The organism is Aquipseudomonas ullengensis (assembly GCF_014174475.1).
In the GTDB taxonomy this organism is placed as follows: domain Bacteria; phylum Pseudomonadota; class Gammaproteobacteria; order Pseudomonadales; family Pseudomonadaceae; genus Aquipseudomonas; species Aquipseudomonas ullengensis.
The window spans coordinates 861,370-879,024 of sequence record NZ_JACJUD010000001.1 but is presented as its reverse complement, the minus strand read 5'-3'; the positions used below and the strand labels follow the sequence as shown (position 1 = coordinate 879,024).

The window sequence follows — 17,655 nt, the reverse complement described above, 5'->3', positions numbered from 1 at the left end:
AGCGCGGCTGTAGGAGCCAGCTTGCTGGCGATCCCGGGCCGAGCTGATCGCCAGCAAGCTGGCTCCTACAGAAAGGCCGTTGCCTCGATGCAAAAAGCCGCTTCCCCTGGTCAGGTGGAAGCGGCTTTTTTGTGGGGCCAGCTACCTCAGCCGGCCAGCATGCGCCCGCATTCTTCCAGGTTGATGTGCCACTGCATGGCTTCGCGCAGGATGTGTGGGGTGTGGCCACCTTTGGCGCAGGCGCGCTCGAAGTAGTCGTTCAGCGCGCCCCGAAAATCCGGGTGCACGCAGTTGTCGATGATTACCCGCGCGCGCTCACGCGGGGCCAGGCCACGCAGGTCGGCCAGGCCGATCTCGGTGACCAGGATGTCGACGTCGTGCTCGGTGTGGTCGACGTGGCTGACCATCGGCACCACGCTGGAAATTGCCCCACCCTTGGCGATCGACTTGGTGACGAAGATCGCCAGGTGCGCGTTGCGGGCGAAGTCGCCGCTGCCGCCGATGCCGTTCATCATCCTGGTGCCGCCGACGTGGGTCGAGTTGACGTTGCCGTACAGGTCGAACTCCAGCGCCGTGTTGATGCCGATGATGCCCAGGCGGCGCACCACTTCCGGGTGGTTGGAGATTTCCTGCGGGCGCAGCACCAGCTTGTCCTTGTACGCCTGGAGGTTGCCGAACACGCTGGCGCCCCGGCGTTCGGAGAGGGTGATCGAGCTGCCCGAGGCGAAGCGCAGCTTGCCGGCGTCGATCAGGTCGAAGGTCGAGTCCTGCAGCACTTCGGAGTACATGCTCAGGCCCTCGAACGGCGAGTCGAGCAGGCCGCACATCACCGCGTTGGCGATGCTGCCGATGCCGGCCTGCAGCGGGCCGAGGCTGTTGTCCATGCGCCCGGCGGCGACTTCGGCCTTGAAGAAGTCGATCAGGTGGTCGGCGATGCCCTGGGTCTCGGCGTCCGGCGGCAGCACGGTGGACGGCGAGTCAGCCTGGTCGTTGATGACGATGGCGACGATCTTCTCCGGTGGGATCGGAATCGCGCCGCTGCCGATGCGGTCGTCCACGCGGGTCAGCGGGATCGGCGTGCGGGTCGGTCGGTAGGTGGGGATGTAGATGTCGTGCAGGCCCTCAAGATTGAGGTTGTGCGCCAGGTTGATCTCGACGATCACCTGCTTGGCGAAGATCGCGAAGCTGGCCGAGTTGCCCACCGAGGTAGTCGGCACGATGTGCCCGTCCTCGGTAATGGCGACCGCCTCGATCACCGCAATGTCCGGCAGCTTGAGCTGGTGGTTGCGCAGCTGCTCGACGGTTTCCGAGAGGTGCTGGTCGATGAACATTACCTCGCCCGCGTTGATCGCCTTGCGCAGGGTGCTATCCACCTGAAAGGGCATACGCCGGGCCAATACGCCTGCCTCGGTAAGCTGTTTGTCGAGGTCGTTGCCCAGGCTGGCGCCGGTCATCAGGCTGATCTGCAGCGGCTGGGTCTTGGCCCGCTCGGCGAGGGCACGCGGCACGGCCTTGGCCTCGCCGGCGCGGGTGAAACCGCTCATGCCGACGGTCATGCCGTCTTCGATCAGGGCGGCGGCATCGGCCGCACTCATCACCTTGCCCAGCAGCTCAGGCCGGCGCACGCGCTCAGGGTACATGGAGGCATTCCTCGGACAGCGAAAACAGGCCCGGAAGTCTAGGGACTCGCCGCCCGGGCGCCTGTTCGACCAAGGTCGGATTGAGCGCGCCAGGGGTGCCTTCTGTCGGATAGCCGGGTTTTCCCGGCCTCGGCTGTGCCGATTGCTGCACAGCACGGGCGGCAGATGCTCGCCGCTGGCGGGACGCGCTGCTAGTCTTGCCAACCTCGGATACCAATAAACCATTAAATCCGTGAGCTTATGCTAGGGCGTTCACTCATTTTCTCCGCGCTGCTGCTGATGGCGAGCCAGGCCAGCGCGTTGACCATCTACAAGTATGTCGACCAGAACGGCGTCGTGACCTATAGCGACAAGGCCGTGGCTGGCGCACAGGTGTTCGTCTTCCGCGACCGCATGGTCGAGCGCCTGGACAACCTGGTGAAGCTGGAAACCAAGAAGCACGACGCCGGCGAAACCCTGATGATCCGCAACGACCTCTACGCCCCGGTGGAGATCGAACTGAGCCTGAAGAATGTGGTGAACGCCGTTGGCGCGCCCGAGCAGCCGATCCGCTGGGTGCTGCCGCCGCGCAGCCATATCCGCCTGGCCACCCTGGCGCCGCGCGATGCCAGCCAGCCGATGCGCTACAAGACCCGCCTGCGCTACGCCATGGGCGACCCGCGGCCGCAGCCGCAACTGTTCCACTATCCGTTGCCCTGGCGTGGCGGGCCGTTCCGCCTGAGCCAGGGCGCCAACGGCAAGTACAGCCACTTCACGCCCAAGGGCCGCTACGCCCTGGATATCGCCATGCCGGTGGGCACGCCGATTGTCGCGGCGCGCGGCGGCACGGTGGTCAAGGTCGAGAACCACCAGAGCGGGCGCGGCAACAACCCGTCGGGCAACTTCGTGCGCATCCTGCATGACGACGGCACCATGGGCGTCTACCTGCACCTGACCCGCGGCTCGGTGCGCGTGCAGGAAGGCCAGCACGTGGCGGAGGGCGATGCCCTGGCGCTGTCCGGCAACACCGGCAACAGCACCGGGCCGCACCTGCACTTCGTGGTGCAGCGCAACCTCGGCCTGGCGCTGGAATCGATCCCCTTCGACTTCGCCCAGCCGGTAGACAGCCTGCCCAACTTCGCCGTGGGCGGGGAATAGCGCGTACGGCGTCACTGCTTGCAGATCGCCGGCTTCATCGACAAGCACATGCCGTGCGAGGGAAGGCCCATGCGCTGTAGCGCGATACTGCTGTACGCCGGACTGTTGCTGAGCACCGCAGCGGGGGCGACGGAAGAGATCACCCTGGCCTCGCCCGAGTACTGGTGCCCGTTCAGTTGCACGGCGGGGCAGGCGCGCGAAGGTTTCACCGTCGAGATCATTCGCGCCATCTTCGAGCCCCAAGGCATCCCGGTACGCCTGGTCAACGAGAACTACAGCCGGGCCCTGAGCAATGTGCGCGCCGGGCTCTACACCGCTACACCCTCGACCCAGCGCGAGGAAGCGCCGGACTTCACCTACCCCGCCGAGCCGGTGTCGCTCAACCGCTTCTGTTTCTACACCCAGGCCCAGGACAACTGGCAGTACAAGGGTGTGGACAGCTTGCCCGGGCGCAGCCTGGGGATCATCCAGAACTACTCCTACGGCCCGCAGCTGGATGCCTACATTCGCGCCAACCCCCAGGCCTTTCGGCGCCAGGCGGGCGATGGCCTGACCCTGCGCCTGCTGCGCCAACTGCAGGTCGGCCGCTACAACACCTTTATCGAAGAGCGCAATCTGGTCGCCTACACGCTGCTCGGCAATCCCGCCCTGACGGCGCGCCTGGCCGGCTGCGAGTCGGGCAGCTACTCCTATATGGCGATTTCCCCGCTGCACCCACGGCGCGCCGACTATGCGCGCCTGTACGACGAAGGATTGCGCGCCCTGCGTGCCAGCGGTGAGCTGACGCGGATCCTGGCGCGTTACGGGCTGAGCGACTGGCAGGAATAAGCGGGGCTGACGGATGGCTGCTCCGGCCGGGGCTCTGCCCGATATGCCGTCAGTGCCGGGCGCAGCCGGCGTGCTAGCCTGTTGAACAGGAAAGCCGGCGCAGATAGAAGTCCGGCTGCAATACAGGGTTTCGTCGAGTCGAGGGTCGTCAGTGCGAACACGCGTACTAGCCTTGCTGATTGTCTGCCTACTGCCCGCGCTGGTGCAGGCGTCTCTGATCGAGCTGCGTGACGAGCACCCGAGCCTGCGCCTGGGCCAGCAGCTTGAATACCTCCTGCCGGCACAACCCCTGGACTTTGCGCAGGCGGCCGCTGCCAGCGATTGGCAAGCGGTGCGCGGCTCATCCTTGAGCCTGGGTTATCAGAAGCAGGCCGCCTGGGTGCGCCTGAACGTGCGCAACCTGGCGCAGACCCGCGACTGGCGCCTGCTGGTGGAGTGGCCGATTCTCGACCGCGTGGACGTGCGCCTGTACTTCCCCGCCAGCGCCACCTGGGGCCCGCCAATGGCGGCCGGTGACCACCTGCCGTTCACCACCTGGCCGCTGGCCGAACGGCAACTGGTGTTCCCGCTGCAGCTACCGCTGGGCGAGGACGCGCAAATCTACCTGCGCGTGCGCAGCGAGGAAAACCTCATCCTGCCGATGCAGCTGCTCACCCAGCCGGCCTTCGAGGTGCAGGAAAAAGACCTGCGCCTGCTGTTCGGCCTGTTCTTCGGCGCCATGCTGGCCATCCTCCTGTACAACGCCAGCCTGTACCTGTTCACCCGTGACAAGAGCTACATCTGGTACCTGGTCTACCTGCTCGGCGCGATCGTCTACGAGCTTTGCCTGAGCGGCATCGGCCCGCTCTACCTGTGGCCCGAGCTGGGGGAGCCGGCGCGCCTGATCTACGCCTTCTCGGCAATGTGGAGCTTCCTGTCGGCCTCGTTGTTCGTGCGTTTCTTCCTGCGCCTGCCGGATTACCGCGGCTGGATGCTGTGGAGCAACACCCTGATGCTGGTCTACTGGAGCGTGGCGCTGCTGCTGGTGCTGATCGAGCCCCAGTGGCTGCACAGTATCGGCGCCAACCTGATGGCCCTGTTCTCCTGCATCCTGGCGCTGGTGGTGGCGATCAACCTATGGCGTCGCGGCAACCCTTCCGCGCCGCTGTTTGCCCTGGCCTGGGGCTTCCTGATTCTCGGCACCTTTATCCATGTGGCCGCACTGGAAGGCCTGTTGCCGATCAACCAGATCACCCTGCGCACCCAGACCCTGGGCTTTTTCGTCGAGTTCATCCTGCTCTCGGTGGCCCTGGCTGACCGCATCAACAGCGAGCGCGCGGCGCGCATCCGCGCCCAGCAGCAGTTGATCGACGTGCAGAAAAGCGCCAACGAGGACCTGGAGCGGCATGTGCGTGAGCGCACCGCCGCGCTGCAACAGGCCACCCAGGAGCTGGAGCAGGCCAATGGCGAGCTGACCCGCCTGAGCAACACCGACGCGCTGACCAAGCTGGCCAACCGCCGTTACGTCGACCAGCAGTTCACCCAGGTGCAGGGCTCGTCGCTGGCGGTGCTGATGATCGACATCGACCACTTCAAGCAGATCAACGACTCCTTCGGCCACCCCTTCGGCGACCAATGCATCGCCGCCGTGGCCGGGGTGCTGCGTGAAGGCGCGCGGCGCAGCGGTGACCTGGCCGCGCGTTACGGCGGTGAGGAGTTCATCGTGCTGCTGCGGGATATCCCGCAAAGCGTGGCCGAGGTACTGGCCGAACGCATCCGCGCCGCCGTCGCCGCCCTGGCCCTGGAATGCCGCGGCGCGCCGGTGTTCCTGAGTGTCAGCATCGGCCTGGCCTATTCCGCGGCCGACCGGCCGTTGAATGAGCAGGCCCTGCTGCACGCGGCCGATCAGGCCCTGTATGCGGCCAAGCAGGGTGGTCGCAATCAGGTGTGCTGCGCGCCCTGACGCCTTGCACTGAAAACAGGCGGCTTGCGTGCCACTGGTGCAGTACCCATCGACTGCGGGTGTTCCCCGGCCCGCGGTCGCTCTTCGCGACTACCAGCAAGTGACTGAATAACGGCGACTTTCCGGCTGCCCCTGGCGACTTGTCCGGTACTGGCATCGGACTTGCTACATACCCTTGTGAACGGGATGAGTCACCGCGTCTGGCAGGGTTACACGCCACCGCGCTCATGACGCTTGGCACATTGGAGCTACACCAGAGGCGAACTAGGGTTCCGGTTCACGCGAGTGAATGGCTGGTCCGAGAGTTTTCCGGCCCTAAGGATCAGGGCTACACGGCGGGAGAAAAGCCCGGGAGACGTGACGTCATCCCGTGCCGATTTCTAACGTGTAGGAGCAATGCCATGACCATGCCGCTTTCCCCGCGTTTCCTGCGCAAGACCCTGCTCGGTGCCTGTCTGGCCACTGCTGCCATCGTCCTGCCTTTCTCCGCGCAAGCCATCGAGAAAATGAAGATCGGCACCGTTGTCTGGGCCGGTTATGCGCCGTTCTACGTCGCCGATGAGCTGGACCTGTACAAGGCGCACAACCTCAAGGTCGAACTGCAGTTCTTCAACGATCCGGCGCTGATCCCCTCGGCCATGGTTGGCGGCGCCCTCGACGGCGGCATGCTCACCTATGACCAGGTGGTGGGTGGCGCGGCCAAGGGCCTGAGCCACAAGGTGGTGATGCCGGTGGACTTCTCCAACGGCGGTGACGCCATCGTTGCCGACAAGTCGATCACCTCGGTGAAGGACTTCAAGGGCAAGAAGGTCGGCTTCAACCCGCTGTCGCCGTCCGATTTCCTCCTCGCCTACGCCCTCAAGAGCAACGGCATGAGCGACAAGGACATCACCCCGATCAACATGACCCCCGAGGCCATCCCCGGTGCCATGGCGTCCGGCAGCCTGCCGGTGGGCGTGACCTACGAGCCCAACGTGTCGCAGATCCTCGGCATGCCGGGTGACAAGTACCACGTGGTGTATTCGTCCAAGGAAGCGCCAGGGCTGATCACCGACGTGCTGGCCTTCGACGACAAGGTCATCGCCAAGCGCCCGGAGGCGATCAAGGCGCTGATGCAGGGTTACCTGGACGCCCTGGCCTTCATGCAGAGCAACCCGGATGAGGCGGCCAAGATCATCGGCAAGGTGCTCGGCGTCAGCCCGGAGGAAGCCAAGGAGCAGATGAGCGGCGTGTACAACATCCCGCTGGCTGAGATGGCCTCGAATTTCGAGAAATCCGATTCGACCAAGTCCTTCTTTGGCAGCGGCGCGGTGATTGCCCAGCTGCTCAAGGACAACGGCCAGATCCCGGTGATCCCGGACTTTGCCGCCACTTTCGACGCGCAGTTCGTCGAGGCCCTGGCCAAGTAACGGCCGAGGCTTGCCCGCTAGCCGTCCTGCCCCGTCGTCCTCGTGAAGGCGGGGACCCAGCCAGGCAACGCACTGGATGATTCCCCTTCGGGCCAGCGCAAGCGCTGTTCAGCGATAAAGCCGCTGTCCCGCCTGTGGGGAATGACGAAGACGGTTACCCCCGTCGCCCATGACTCCACCCGGAACCCGGAGGAACCCATGTCCGCCCAGATATTCCGCTATGCCGATGGCAAGCTCGCCAACAGCCTGGCCCTGACCTATGCCTTCGCCGGCTATGCCCTCGGCTTCGCCCTGCTATTCGCCGACAGCTGGTTGCTGAATGCCGCCGGTACCCTGCTGCTGGGCCACGCGATGATCATCGCGGCCTACCTGATCCACGAATTCGCCCATGGCACCATTTTCGCCAAACCGCTCAACAACGAGCGTTTCGGCGAGCTGTGCAGCTGGCTGTGTGGCAGCTGCTACGCCGGCTTCCAGGACCTGCGCAAGAAACACATGCGCCACCACGTCGACCGTGCCGACGTGATCACCTTCGACACCAAGGTCTTCCTCAACCGTTGCCCCGCCTGGTTCCGCAAGCTGGTGCTGGTGGCTGAATGGGCCTATGTGCCGGCGGTCGAGCTGATCATGCATTACTACGTGATCCTCCTGCCGTTCATCACCAGCAACCCCAAGCACCGCGCTAACCGGCGCAAGGTCGCCCTCACCCTGCTGGTGCGCGGGGTGTTCTTCACCCTGGTCGCGCTGGTTTCGCTCAAGGCCGCGCTGCTGTACTTCGTTGCCTGGTCGATCATGCTCACCGTGCTGCGCTTCACCGACGCCTACCAGCACACCTACGACGCCTTCGCGGTGCTCGAAGACGGCGGCAAGATCCCCGACGACAAGCAGCGCGACCGCACCTACGAGCAGATGAACACCTTCAGCAACGTGGTCTCGGTGCGCTGGCCGGTGCTCGACCTGCTGCTGCTCAACTTCGCCTACCACAACGCCCACCACGAAAAGCCGGTGGCGCCCTGGTACCGCCTGCGCAAGCTGCATGCGGAGCTGTACGGCGACACCTACGGCCAGGTGCTGCCCATGCACCTGCTGTTCAAGAGCTTCCACCAGCACCGCTTGCGCCGGGTGATCGACGACAACTACGGCGAAGTGGCGCCCGCGGGCGAGCGGCGTGCCGATGGCTTCTATGGCGCGGTGGGCGTGTCCTTCCTGACGGCGGTATGAGGCGATGATCGACTATCGAGGCAAACGCGTACTGCTCACCGGCGCGGCCAGCGGCATCGGCCGAGGCCTGGCGCGGGCATTCGCCGAGCAGGGTGCGAGCCTGGAACTGCTCGACCGCAACGCTGAGGCGCTGGCCGTGGTGGTGGCTGAACTGGCTCCGCTGGGCGAGATCCACAGCGCGGTGGTCGACCTGGCCGACAGCGCGGCCATCGCCGCCTTCGTCGCCCAGCGCGGCGAGCGACCGCTGGACGTGCTGATCAACAACGCCGGGGTCGAGTACGCCACGCCGCTGGCTGAGACTGGCGCCGAGGCCGACGCCCACTGGCAGGCGCTGCTGGATAACAACGTGGCCTCGATGCTGCGCCTGACCCGTGCCCTGCAAGGCCAGCTCAAGGCCGGCAGCAGCGTGATCAACCAGGCGTCGATCTGGGGCCTGAAAGGCGTGCCCGGTTTCTCCGCCTACGTCGCCAGCAAGCACGCGGTCATCGGTCTGACCCGCTCGCTGGCCTGGGAGCTGGGTGCGCGGCGGATTCGCGTGAATGCCGTCTGCCCCGGCTGGATTGGCACCGAGGCGGCGATGCGCTCGCTCAAGGTGATGGCCGCCGCCAACGGCCGCAGCGAATCCGCCGAACTGGCGCTGATTCTCTCCGCCCAGGCGGTCCCCGAATTGCTCACCCCGGCGGACCTTGCCGGCACCTTCCTGTTTCTCGGCAGCCCGCTGGCCACGCCGATTACCGGCCAGGCGTTGTCGGTCAGCCACGGCGAGGTGATGAATTGAACCCTCCAGCAGAGCGGCCTTTGCACGGCCAGGTCGCCCTGGTCACCGGCGCCACCCAGGGCATCGGCCGCGCCATCGTGCTGGCCCTGGCCGAAGCCGGCGCGGAAGTCTGGATCAACCACCTCGACCAGCCGCAGGCCGCCAGTGATCTGGTGGCGCGGATCGTCACCAGTGGTGGCAAGGCCCATGCCGTGCAGGCCGATGTGGCTTCGGTGGAGCAGGTGGCGGCGATGTTTGCGCGCATCTTCGCCGCCGGCGACCTGCATATTCTGGTCAACAACGCCGGGATCATCCTCGAAAAACCCTTCCTGCAGACCGACGAGGACGACTGGGCCAACCTGCTCGGCGTCGACCTCAGCGCGGTCTACCGTTGCTGCCGGCATGCCCTGGCGCATATGCAACCGCGTGGCACAGGCAGCATCGTCAACATCGCCTCCGAACTGGGCCAGCTGGGCCGCGAACACTACGTCGCCTACTGCACGGCCAAGGCCGGGGTGATCGGCCTGACCAAGGCGCTGGCCCGCGAGTTCGCCCCGGCCATCCGCATCAACGGCGTGGCACCGGGGCCGGTGGACACGCCGATGGTTTCGGTCGAGCACATGAGCGCCGAGATGATCGCCAAGGAAAGCGCGATTCCCGCCGGCCGCCTCGGCCGCCCGGAAGAAATCGCCGCTGCCGTGCTGTTCCTCGTCTCGCCCGGTGCCAGCTTCTTCCACGGGCAGATGCTCGGCGCCAATGGCGGCGCCTGGATGGGTGGCTGATGAGCATTCAGGTGAAGCCCGAGCTGGTGCTGCTGCTCGGCGCCAGCTTCTGGGGCCTGGGCTGGATTCCGCTGGATTACTTCGCCGCGCGCGGGCTGTCCGGCATGCCGATCGTGTTCTACACCTACGGCCTGCTCAGCCTGCTGGCGCTACCCCTGCTGTGGCTGCAGCGCGCGGCCTGGTGGCCGCAGCGCGGAGCATTGCTGGCGATCTGCATCTGCGGCGGCTGGGGCACGGCGGGGCTGGTGGGCGCGTTGTCCGAGGGCGACGTGGTGCGCGCCATGCTGCTGTTCTACCTGGCGCCGGTGTGGGGCCTGCTCGGTGGCTGGCTGCTGCTGGGTGAGCGGCTGACCGCCCTGCGCGTCGGTGCCTTGCTGCTGGCCATGCTCGGCATCGCCCTGACCCTGGGCATCAGCCACGATACGTTCCGCCCGCTGACCACCGCCGACTGGCTGGCGCTGTCTGCCGGCCTGGCCTTCGCCCTCAACAACCTGGCCACCCGCGCCGCCGACCAGGTGCCGCTGGCGAGCAAGGCGACGGTCGCCTTTGTTGGCAGCGCGCTGCTGGGTGGCCTGTTCTGCCTGCTGCAAGACACGCCGTTGCCCGCGATCAGCACGCCGCAATGGGGCCTGATCGCCCTGTTCGGGCTGTTCTGGCTGACCGCCATGAGCGCCGCGCAATACGGTTTCAGCCATGTCGAGGCGAGCCGCGCGGCAGTGCTGGTGGTGGTCGAGCTGGTGGTCGCGGTACTCACCGCCGCCTGGCTCGGCGACCGCGAGCTGGGCCTGCGTGAATGGTGCGGTGGCGCCCTGGTGCTGGCCGCCGCGCTGATCGCCGAGCGCCCTGGCCGTGAATCCCCTTCTTCTTTCTGCGAGGCCAAACCATGACCGTACGCATGGACCAGCTCAGCTGGGTCGAATACGAGCGCCGCGTGCGCGAACAATCGCCGGTGGTGTTCCTGCCCTGCGGCGCCACCGAACAGCACGGCCCGCACCTGCCACTGGGCACCGACGCGCTGCTCGCCAGCGCATTGTGCGAGGACGTCGCCGCGCAGGTCGATGGCCTGGTCGCCCCGGCCCTGTCCTACGGCTACAAGTCGCAGCCCAAGTGCGGTGGCGGCAACCATTTCTGCGGCACCACCAGCCTCGACGGGCAGACCCTGATCGCCCTGGTGCGCGACGCCGTGCGCGAGTTCGCCCGTCACGGCGTGACCCGCCTGGTGCTGGTCGACGGCCACTACGAGAACCAGTGGTTCGTCACCGAGGGCATCCAGCTGGCCCTGCGCGAGCTGGGCCCGACGACCAAGCTGGAAGTGATGCGCCTGGAGCACTGGGACTTCTGCACCGAGCAGACCCTGGCGGCGGTGTTCCCCAACGGCTTCCCCGGCTTCGCCTTGGAGCACGCGGCGGTGATCGAGACCTCGCTGATGCTGCACTACCTGCCCAGCCTGGTGCGCATCGACCTGATTCCCGACGAGCCGCCGGCCGACTTCCCGCCCTACGACATGTACCCGACCCGCACCGAGTGGGTGCCGGCCTCCGGCGTGCTGTCCTCGGCCAAGGGCTCGACGGCGGAGAAGGGCGCGCGCATGGCGGCCGACATCACCGCCGGCATCGCCAGCGCGGTGCGCAAGGAATTCCAACTGTGAGCAGCGCGCTGATTGTGATCGACATGCAGCGCGACTTCTGCGCCACCGGTGGTTACGCCGATCAGGCCGGGCTGGATATCGGCCTGCTGCGCGCGCCGATCCCGGCGATCCAGCGCCTGCTGGCCAGCGCCCGCGTGCGGGGCCTGCTGGTGCTGCACACCCGCGAAGGCCACCGCGCCGATCTCGCCGACCTGCCCGAGCCCAAACGCCTGCGTGCGGCCAATGCCGGCGCGGCCATCGGCAGCCAGGGCCCGCTGGGCAAGCTGCTGGTGCGCGGCGAATACGGCCACGATCTGATCGACGAGCTGCAGCCGTTGCCGGGCGAACCGGTGATCGACAAGCCCGGCTACAGCGCCTTCGCCAGCACCGACCTGGACCTGCTGCTGCGCAATCGCGGCATCACCGAGCTGATCATCTGTGGCGTCACCACCGAAGTCTGCGTGTCCTCGACCCTGCGCAGTGCGGTCGACCGCGGCTACGCCTGCACCCTGGTCAGCGACGCCTGCGGCTCGGCCTACCCCGAGCTGCACGCCGCCGCCCTGGCGATGGTCGATGTCGAAGGCGGCCTGTTTGGCCGGGTGTGCGACAGCCGCCGGCTGGTCGACGAGTGGGAGGGGCGCTGATGAATACGCCGCCGGTTCCCGCACACTACCGCGGCGTCTGGCATCGCACCCTGCTGACCACCACCCGGGGCCTGTGCGACACCACCACCCAGGTCTACTGGCTGCAGACCGCGCAGCTGTTCGCCGACCTGCGTATTCCGCAGCCGGCGCCGCAGGGCCCGGCGCAACTGGCAACCCAGGCCGGCTTTGCCGGGCTCACCGCGATCAGAGGCGATATCTGCCAATGGCACCGCGCCATCGACTTCCAGCCGCCGAGCGGCAGTGAAGACATTGGCCGCATGACCTTCGAACGCCCGGACTACCTGCTCGAAGATGGCCTCGACGGCAGCTACCACGAAGTCTGGGAGCGCCTGCCCGAATCGCTAGGGCGCAACTGGGGCACCTGGCTGGTGGCCTTCGATGGTCGCCAGGGCTGCCTGCTGCTGGCTGGTGACTACTTTCTCTTCGCCGCCGGGCGTGCCCAGGCGCTGCCGCCGGCCGAATCCCTGGCGGCGCTGCTCGCCCACGACGATGCACCGGCGGCGCTGCTCGATTTCGAACTGTCCTTCGGTCGCCACGGCCAGGGCAGCCAACCCTGGCACATCGAACTCTCGACCCTGCCCGGTCGCGCCGGCCAGGCGCTGCTGCCGGCAGGCATAGACCCCGACCAACCTGAGCAACTGCTCGCCCCGACCGTGCTCAACAGCCTCGGCGCCACGCCGCCGCTGGGCGGCTGGCAGGTGCGTGCGCTGCCGGTGTTTTCCCAGGAGGTAACCCCATGACTGCCCATCAACCCTTGCCCCACACCGACGTGGGCAAACCGCCGGCCCGCCCCAGCTGGTGGGTGATCCGTGGCGAACTGCCGCGCGGCGCCATTTGGGGCCTGGCCGGTGCCGGCCTGCTGCTGCCACTGCTGGTCTGGTGGGCCTGCAGCGCGCTGGGCCTGAGCAACCCGATGTTCATGCCCGGCCCGGACGCAGTGCTGGCGCGGGTCGGCCGCTGGTGGACGGAAGAAGGCCTGCTCGCCGACATCGGCATCAGCGTCTACCGGGTCATGGCCGGCTTCGCCGCCTCGGCGCTGATAGCCCTGCCGATCGGCTTGTACATTGGCACCTACCGCCCAGTGCAGGCCTTCCTCGAACCGCTCACCGACTTCATTCGCTACATGCCCGCGGTAGCCTTCATCCCGCTGATCATGCTCTGGGTCGGCATCGACGAAGGCTCGAAGATCCTCATCATCTTCATCGGCACCTTCTTCCAGATGGTGCTGATGGTCGCCGAGGATGTACGCCGCGTGCCCATGGCGCAGATCGAGGCGGCGCAGACCATGGGCGCCTCGCGCAGCGAGATCGTCAAGCTGGTGATCCTGCCGTCGGCGCGCCCGGCGCTGCTCGACACCCTGCGCATCACCTGCGGCTGGGCCTGGACCTACCTGGTGGTGGCCGAACTGGTGGCCGCCAACTCGGGCCTCGGCTACGCGATTCTCAAGGCCCAGCGCTACATGCACACCGACAAGATCTTCGCCGGCATCATCCTGATCGGCGTCATCGGCCTGCTCACCGACCAGGCGTTCCGCTGGCTCGGCCGCGTGGCCTTTCCCTGGATGAAGAGGTAAGCGCCATGACTGACAGCAAGATCCAGATCCGCCACGTCGGCAAAGTGTTCAACAGCCAGGGCCGCAGCGTGCAGGCCCTGCAGGACGTCAGCCTGGACATCCAGGCCAACGAATTCATCACCTTCGTCGGCGCTTCCGGCTGCGGCAAGTCGACCCTGCTGCGCAGCATCGGCGGCCTGGAACAGCATAGCGTTGGCGAAATCCTCGTCGACGGCCGCGCGGTCAACGGCCCCGGCATCGACCGCGCCATGGTCTTCCAGCACTACAGCCTGTACCCCTGGCTGCGGGTGATGGAGAACATCAAGTTCTGCCGCCAGCTCAAGGTGGTGTCCGACACCGTGCGCGGCGATGCCGACGTCGAAGTCGCCAGCGGCCGCGCCGATGCCCTGCTGACCCTGATGGGCCTCTCGGCCTTCGCCAAGGCCTACCCCAACCAGCTCTCCGGCGGCATGCAGCAACGCGTGGCGATTGCCCGCGCACTGATGCCCAAGCCGGAAATCCTGCTGATGGACGAACCCTTCGGCGCCCTCGATGCGCAGACCCGCGAGGTGATGCACGACCTGATCCGCCATGTGCACCGGCTGGAGAAGAGCACGATTTTGTTCGTCACCCACGACGTGGAAGAGGCGATCTACCTTGGCGGCCGCGTGGTGCTGATGGCGCCACGTCCGGGACGGATCGACACCATCTACGACGTACCGCTGCCGGCCGAACGCAACCAGGACATGAAGCTCTCGGCGGAATTTCTCAGCCTCAAGCGCGAGATACTCGCGCGCATCCGCGAGACCTCGGGGATGAACACTGACCTGGAACTGCTGGAGCAGCTGACCCGCACTGTGCCGGCCTGATAAACCCCGTCATCCCCGCCTTCGCGAGGACGACGGAGGTAGGGAGTCTCGTAGGGTGGATAACGCTCTGCTTATCCACCGGGATGTGCAGACAGGCAGCTTCATCCGTGTTGGATTGACCTTGAATATTTCCAGCCCGTCATCCCCGCGCAGGCGGGGATCCAGTGGCCGGCAGCACCGTGCATATCGGTATCTACGCGCTGCCTGCAACATTTCTGGGTCCCCGCCTTCGCGAGGACGACGAAGGTTCGGGGTGACAATCAACCGCAGCGCCGCGGCAAAGTGGCCACCCATGACAAAGCACCAGCCCTGCGCTAGCGTCTGCGCACCCTCACCAAGGAGTTCCACCGATGATTGGTTACGTGATGCTAGGCGTCGACGATCTGTCCAAGGCCCGCGAATTCTACGACCCGCTGCTGGCCAAGCTGGGCGCCATCCCCGGCGACTGGAGCAGCGAACGCAGCACCTTCTATGTCAGTCAGCCGGGCAAGCCGATGTTTGCCATCACCAAGCCCTACGACGGTGAGCCGGCCAGCGCCGGCAACGGCACGATGGTCGCCTTGCCCTGCGCCTCGCCGGCGCTGGTCGATGACATCTACGCCTGGGTGCTGGCCAACGGCGCCAGCGACGAAGGCGCACCGGGCGAGCGCGGCGGCGAGGGCAGCGGCTTTTACGGCTGCTACTTCCGCGATGCGCTGGGCAACAAGCTCTGCGTGTTCAATTACGCCGCCTGAACGGGCGCCGGATCAGGGCGCAACGCCCTGATCCGGCTTTGGCCAGGCGCTAGTTCAGCGCCCGGCCACGGTCCAGATGCTGGTCCACCAACCATCTGCCGTGGGCCAGGGCGGCGTGCTGAGCGTTGTCCAGCTCGGCGAGAAAGCGCTGGTTCAACGGCAGCGCCAGGCGCCGGCTGGTCTGCCCGTCGGGCTGGGTGATCTGGCAAGCCGCGGCCCAGGGCGTGGGAATGCCGGGATGCTCGACAACATCGGCGCGGATGGCGTGGTTGCGATGGGTGCATTGCAGCGTGGTCATGGCCGTACCTCCTGCAGAGCCGCGAATGGGCGGCATGGGTGTCAGACCCACCATAAAACAGCGCGGCCGCACGCTCGCCCGGACCTGACGAAGGGCATTTTTCTGCCATCAGCGTGCCAGTGCCGTACGCCAGCCAATTTGTCGTGCCTGAAGCTAAAAAACCTATAGCCAGCGCCTGTTGCCCGGCGGGCCTGGCCGTTTTCGCCTGGGCACGCTTTTACCTTGCCAGCGACTACAAAAATCATAATTTCGCGAATGCCTGGCTCTGAACAGAATGCGTCCATCACCCCACGTAGATGGCCGCGACAGAAGTACACCTCTGTTCTGGATCTGAGGAGGCAAGCCATGACCGACCTGAATCAAACCGTCTTGCAGACGTTCACCGGCAAGCCGGGTGAAAAAACCATCATCGACACGCTCATCGTGGGCGCAGGTCAGGCGGGTGTGGCCATGAGTGAGCACCTGAGCAAGCTCGGCGTGCCGCATCTGGTGCTGGAGCGCAATCGCATCGCCGAAGCCTGGCGCACCGGGCGCTGGGATTCGCTGGTGGCCAACGGCCCGGTCTGGCACGACCGCTTCCCGGGGCTGGAATTCGACCTCGACCCCGATGCCTTCGCGCCGAAGGACATGGTGGCGGGCTATTTCGAAGCCTACGCCCGCAAGTTCAACGCGCCGATCCGCACCGGTGTGGAAGTCACCCGCGTGGTACGCAATGCCGACAGGCCGGGCTTCACCGTGGAAACCTCGGCCGGGGTGATCGAAGCCACCCGTGTGGTGACTGCCACCGGGCCGTTCCAGCGTCCGGTGATCCCGCCGATCGCGCCCCAGGGTGGCAACATCCTGCAGATCCATTCCGCCGCGTACCGCAATCCGCAGCAGCTGCCCGAAGGCGGCGTGCTGGTGGTCGGCGCCGGTTCATCCGGGGTGCAGATCGCCGATGAGCTGATGCGTGCCGGCAAGCCGGTCTACCTCTCGGTCGGCGCCCACGACCGGCCGCCACGCGCCTACCGCGGCCGCGACTTCTGCTGGTGGCTGGGCGTGCTCGGCCTGTGGGATGCCGAGGCCGCACAACCGGGCAAGGAACACGTGACCATCGCCGTGAGCGGCGCCCATGGCGGCAAGACCATCGATTTCCGTGAGCTGGCCAACCAGGGCATGACCCTGGTCGGCCTGACCAAGTCCTTCGCCGATGGCGTGGTGAGCTTCCAGACGGACCTGGCCGACAACCTGGCGCGGGGCGACGAGAACTACCTGTCGCTGCTGGATGCCGCCGACGCCTACATCGCCCGCAACGGCCTCGACCTGCCGGAAGAGCCCGAGGCGCGCCGCGTGTTCCCCGAGCCCGAGTGCGTGCGCAACCCGCTGCTCGAACTGGACCTGGCCAAGGCCGGCGTCACCTCGATCATCTGGGCCACCGGCTATGCCGTCGACTTCAGCTGGCTGCAGGTGGGCGCCTTCGACGACAAGGGCAAGCCGCGGCACCAGCGCGGCGTGTCCAGCGAGCCGGGGGTGTATTTCCTCGGCCTGCCGTGGCTGTCGCGCCGGGGTTCCACCTTCATCTGGGGGGTGTGGCACGACGCCAAGCACATCGCCGACCACATCGCCACGCAGCGCACCTACGCCGACTACCGCGATGCCGCGCAGCGCCAGGCCGATGCCGACGCGCCCGTTCAGAAAGTCAGCCTTCAGGGAGTCAATTGATGCCGACCCATACCCGCATCCGCATGTTCAACACCAAGGACACCTACCCCAACCAGACCCTGGACAACGACCTGTGCCAGGCCGTGCGCGCCGGCAATACGGTGTATGTACGCGGCCAGGTCGGCACCACCTTCGACGGCCAGCTGGTTGGCCTCGGCGACCCGCGCGCCCAGGCCGAGCAGGCCATGAAGAACGTCAAGCAACTGCTCGAAGAAGCCGGCAGCGACCTCAGCCACATCGTCAAGACCACCACCTACCTGATCGACCCGCGCTACCGCGAGCCGGTCTACCAGGAAGTCGGTAAGTGGCTCAAAGGCGTGTTCCCGATTTCCACCGGCCTGGTGGTGTCCGCCCTCGGCCAGCCGCAGTGGCTGATGGAAATTGACGTAATCGCGGTTATCCCTGACGACCAGTTGTAAGCAGGGCGAGTAGGGTGGACGGCGCCTTTTCCGTCCACCGAGCGGGCTCATGGTGGATGGGAGAAGCGTCATCC

At 66.5% G+C, this 17,655-nt stretch carries 18 protein-coding genes and 1 riboswitch; of the genes, 16 read left to right on the top strand and 2 right to left on the bottom strand.

What is annotated here, in order from left to right:
- Positions 1 to 146: 146 nt before the first annotated feature.
- On the bottom strand, positions 147 to 1,640 hold the full coding sequence (locus H3H51_RS03930) for an acetyl-CoA hydrolase/transferase family protein (protein WP_183087700.1): 1,494 nt from the start codon (positions 1,638 to 1,640) through the stop codon (positions 147 to 149).
- 240 nt (positions 1,641 to 1,880) lie between these two features.
- Here H3H51_RS03930 and H3H51_RS03925 point away from each other — a divergent pair, with 240 nt between their 5' ends.
- The 14 genes from H3H51_RS03925 (at position 1,881) to H3H51_RS03860 (ending at position 15,163) form a co-directional block, all read left to right on the top strand.
- Entirely contained in the window at positions 1,881 to 2,777 is an 897-nt protein-coding gene (locus H3H51_RS03925; RefSeq protein WP_183087699.1) for a peptidoglycan DD-metalloendopeptidase family protein, read from the top strand.
- A 69-nt stretch (positions 2,778 to 2,846) separates the two neighbouring features.
- A complete protein-coding gene (locus H3H51_RS03920; protein WP_183087698.1) occupies positions 2,847 to 3,605 on the top strand; it encodes a substrate-binding periplasmic protein in 759 nt (252 codons plus the stop codon).
- Between the two features lie 151 nt (positions 3,606 to 3,756).
- The gene (locus tag H3H51_RS03915) at positions 3,757 to 5,547 is read left to right on the top strand and encodes a sensor domain-containing diguanylate cyclase (RefSeq protein WP_183087697.1); all 1,791 of its coding nucleotides are present in this window, start codon (positions 3,757 to 3,759) and stop codon (positions 5,545 to 5,547) included.
- A 253-nt stretch (positions 5,548 to 5,800) separates the two neighbouring features.
- Positions 5,801 to 5,904: riboswitch (guanidine-I (ykkC/yxkD leader) on the top strand.
- Positions 5,905 to 5,948: 44 nt separating this feature from the next.
- A complete protein-coding gene (locus H3H51_RS03910; protein ID WP_235981272.1) occupies positions 5,949 to 6,956 on the top strand; it encodes an ABC transporter substrate-binding protein in 1,008 nt (335 codons plus the stop codon).
- A gap of 198 nt (positions 6,957 to 7,154) precedes the next feature.
- Positions 7,155 to 8,177: a fatty acid desaturase family protein gene (locus H3H51_RS03905; protein WP_183087696.1), complete on the top strand. Its 1,023-nt coding sequence runs from the start codon at positions 7,155 to 7,157 to the stop codon at positions 8,175 to 8,177.
- A 4-nt stretch (positions 8,178 to 8,181) separates the two neighbouring features.
- Positions 8,182 to 8,955 (top strand): SDR family NAD(P)-dependent oxidoreductase, encoded by a 774-nt coding sequence (locus H3H51_RS03900; RefSeq protein WP_183087695.1) that lies wholly within the window; start codon positions 8,182 to 8,184, stop codon positions 8,953 to 8,955.
- Positions 8,952 to 9,716, top strand: a complete 765-nt coding sequence (locus H3H51_RS03895) for an SDR family NAD(P)-dependent oxidoreductase (RefSeq protein WP_235981271.1) — start codon at positions 8,952 to 8,954, stop codon at positions 9,714 to 9,716. The genes H3H51_RS03900 and H3H51_RS03895 overlap by 4 nt, the downstream gene beginning before the upstream one ends.
- On the top strand, positions 9,716 to 10,603 hold the full coding sequence (locus H3H51_RS03890; protein ID WP_183087694.1) for a DMT family transporter: 888 nt from the start codon (positions 9,716 to 9,718) through the stop codon (positions 10,601 to 10,603). Before H3H51_RS03895 ends, H3H51_RS03890 begins: the two co-directional genes overlap by 1 nt.
- On the top strand, positions 10,600 to 11,364 hold the full coding sequence (locus tag H3H51_RS03885; RefSeq protein ID WP_183087693.1) for a creatininase: 765 nt from the start codon (positions 10,600 to 10,602) through the stop codon (positions 11,362 to 11,364). Before H3H51_RS03890 ends, H3H51_RS03885 begins: the two co-directional genes overlap by 4 nt.
- Complete coding sequence (locus H3H51_RS03880) at positions 11,361 to 11,987, top strand: cysteine hydrolase family protein (protein ID WP_328803613.1); 627 nt, start codon at positions 11,361 to 11,363, stop codon at positions 11,985 to 11,987. The genes H3H51_RS03885 and H3H51_RS03880 overlap by 4 nt, the downstream gene beginning before the upstream one ends.
- Complete coding sequence (locus H3H51_RS03875) at positions 11,987 to 12,748, top strand: hypothetical protein (protein WP_183087692.1); 762 nt, start codon at positions 11,987 to 11,989, stop codon at positions 12,746 to 12,748. Before H3H51_RS03880 ends, H3H51_RS03875 begins: the two co-directional genes overlap by 1 nt.
- On the top strand, positions 12,745 to 13,581 hold the full coding sequence (locus H3H51_RS03870; protein WP_183087691.1) for an ABC transporter permease: 837 nt from the start codon (positions 12,745 to 12,747) through the stop codon (positions 13,579 to 13,581). Before H3H51_RS03875 ends, H3H51_RS03870 begins: the two co-directional genes overlap by 4 nt.
- Positions 13,582 to 13,586: 5 nt before the next feature.
- The gene (locus H3H51_RS03865; RefSeq protein WP_183087690.1) at positions 13,587 to 14,429 is read left to right on the top strand and encodes an ABC transporter ATP-binding protein; all 843 of its coding nucleotides are present in this window, start codon (positions 13,587 to 13,589) and stop codon (positions 14,427 to 14,429) included.
- A gap of 350 nt (positions 14,430 to 14,779) precedes the next feature.
- Positions 14,780 to 15,163, top strand: coding sequence for a VOC family protein (locus tag H3H51_RS03860; protein ID WP_183087689.1), 384 nt, complete (start codon positions 14,780 to 14,782; stop codon positions 15,161 to 15,163).
- 49 nt (positions 15,164 to 15,212) lie between these two features.
- On the opposite strand, the gene H3H51_RS03855 is transcribed toward H3H51_RS03860, so the two are convergent.
- Positions 15,213 to 15,461, bottom strand: coding sequence for a hypothetical protein (locus tag H3H51_RS03855; protein WP_183087688.1), 249 nt, complete (start codon positions 15,459 to 15,461; stop codon positions 15,213 to 15,215).
- Positions 15,462 to 15,806: 345 nt separating this feature from the next.
- On the opposite strand from H3H51_RS03855, the gene H3H51_RS03850 reads away from it, so the two are divergent.
- Together H3H51_RS03850 and H3H51_RS03845 are read left to right on the top strand one after the other, a co-directional pair.
- Positions 15,807 to 17,162, top strand: coding sequence for a flavin-containing monooxygenase (locus tag H3H51_RS03850; RefSeq protein WP_183087687.1), 1,356 nt, complete (start codon positions 15,807 to 15,809; stop codon positions 17,160 to 17,162).
- Positions 17,162 to 17,581, top strand: coding sequence for a RidA family protein (locus H3H51_RS03845; RefSeq protein ID WP_183087686.1), 420 nt, complete (start codon positions 17,162 to 17,164; stop codon positions 17,579 to 17,581). The genes H3H51_RS03850 and H3H51_RS03845 overlap by 1 nt, the downstream gene beginning before the upstream one ends.
- The last annotated feature ends 74 nt before the right edge of the window (positions 17,582 to 17,655 follow it).

Coding starts and splice junctions, on each gene's coding strand:
- H3H51_RS03930 (WP_183087700.1), bottom strand. CDS start 1,640: ATGTACCCTGAGCGCGTGCGCCGGCCTGAGCTGCTGGGCAAGGTGATG.
- H3H51_RS03925 (WP_183087699.1), top strand. CDS start 1,881: ATGCTAGGGCGTTCACTCATTTTCTCCGCGCTGCTGCTGATGGCGAGC.
- H3H51_RS03920 (WP_183087698.1), top strand. CDS start 2,847: ATGCGCTGTAGCGCGATACTGCTGTACGCCGGACTGTTGCTGAGCACC.
- H3H51_RS03910 (WP_235981272.1), top strand. CDS start 5,949: ATGACCATGCCGCTTTCCCCGCGTTTCCTGCGCAAGACCCTGCTCGGT.
- H3H51_RS03905 (WP_183087696.1), top strand. CDS start 7,155: ATGTCCGCCCAGATATTCCGCTATGCCGATGGCAAGCTCGCCAACAGC.
- H3H51_RS03900 (WP_183087695.1), top strand. CDS start 8,182: ATGATCGACTATCGAGGCAAACGCGTACTGCTCACCGGCGCGGCCAGC.
- H3H51_RS03890 (WP_183087694.1), top strand. CDS start 9,716: ATGAGCATTCAGGTGAAGCCCGAGCTGGTGCTGCTGCTCGGCGCCAGC.
- H3H51_RS03885 (WP_183087693.1), top strand. CDS start 10,600: ATGACCGTACGCATGGACCAGCTCAGCTGGGTCGAATACGAGCGCCGC.
- H3H51_RS03875 (WP_183087692.1), top strand. CDS start 11,987: ATGAATACGCCGCCGGTTCCCGCACACTACCGCGGCGTCTGGCATCGC.
- H3H51_RS03870 (WP_183087691.1), top strand. CDS start 12,745: ATGACTGCCCATCAACCCTTGCCCCACACCGACGTGGGCAAACCGCCG.
- H3H51_RS03865 (WP_183087690.1), top strand. CDS start 13,587: ATGACTGACAGCAAGATCCAGATCCGCCACGTCGGCAAAGTGTTCAAC.
- H3H51_RS03860 (WP_183087689.1), top strand. CDS start 14,780: ATGATTGGTTACGTGATGCTAGGCGTCGACGATCTGTCCAAGGCCCGC.
- H3H51_RS03855 (WP_183087688.1), bottom strand. CDS start 15,461: ATGACCACGCTGCAATGCACCCATCGCAACCACGCCATCCGCGCCGAT.
- H3H51_RS03850 (WP_183087687.1), top strand. CDS start 15,807: ATGACCGACCTGAATCAAACCGTCTTGCAGACGTTCACCGGCAAGCCG.
- H3H51_RS03845 (WP_183087686.1), top strand. CDS start 17,162: ATGCCGACCCATACCCGCATCCGCATGTTCAACACCAAGGACACCTAC.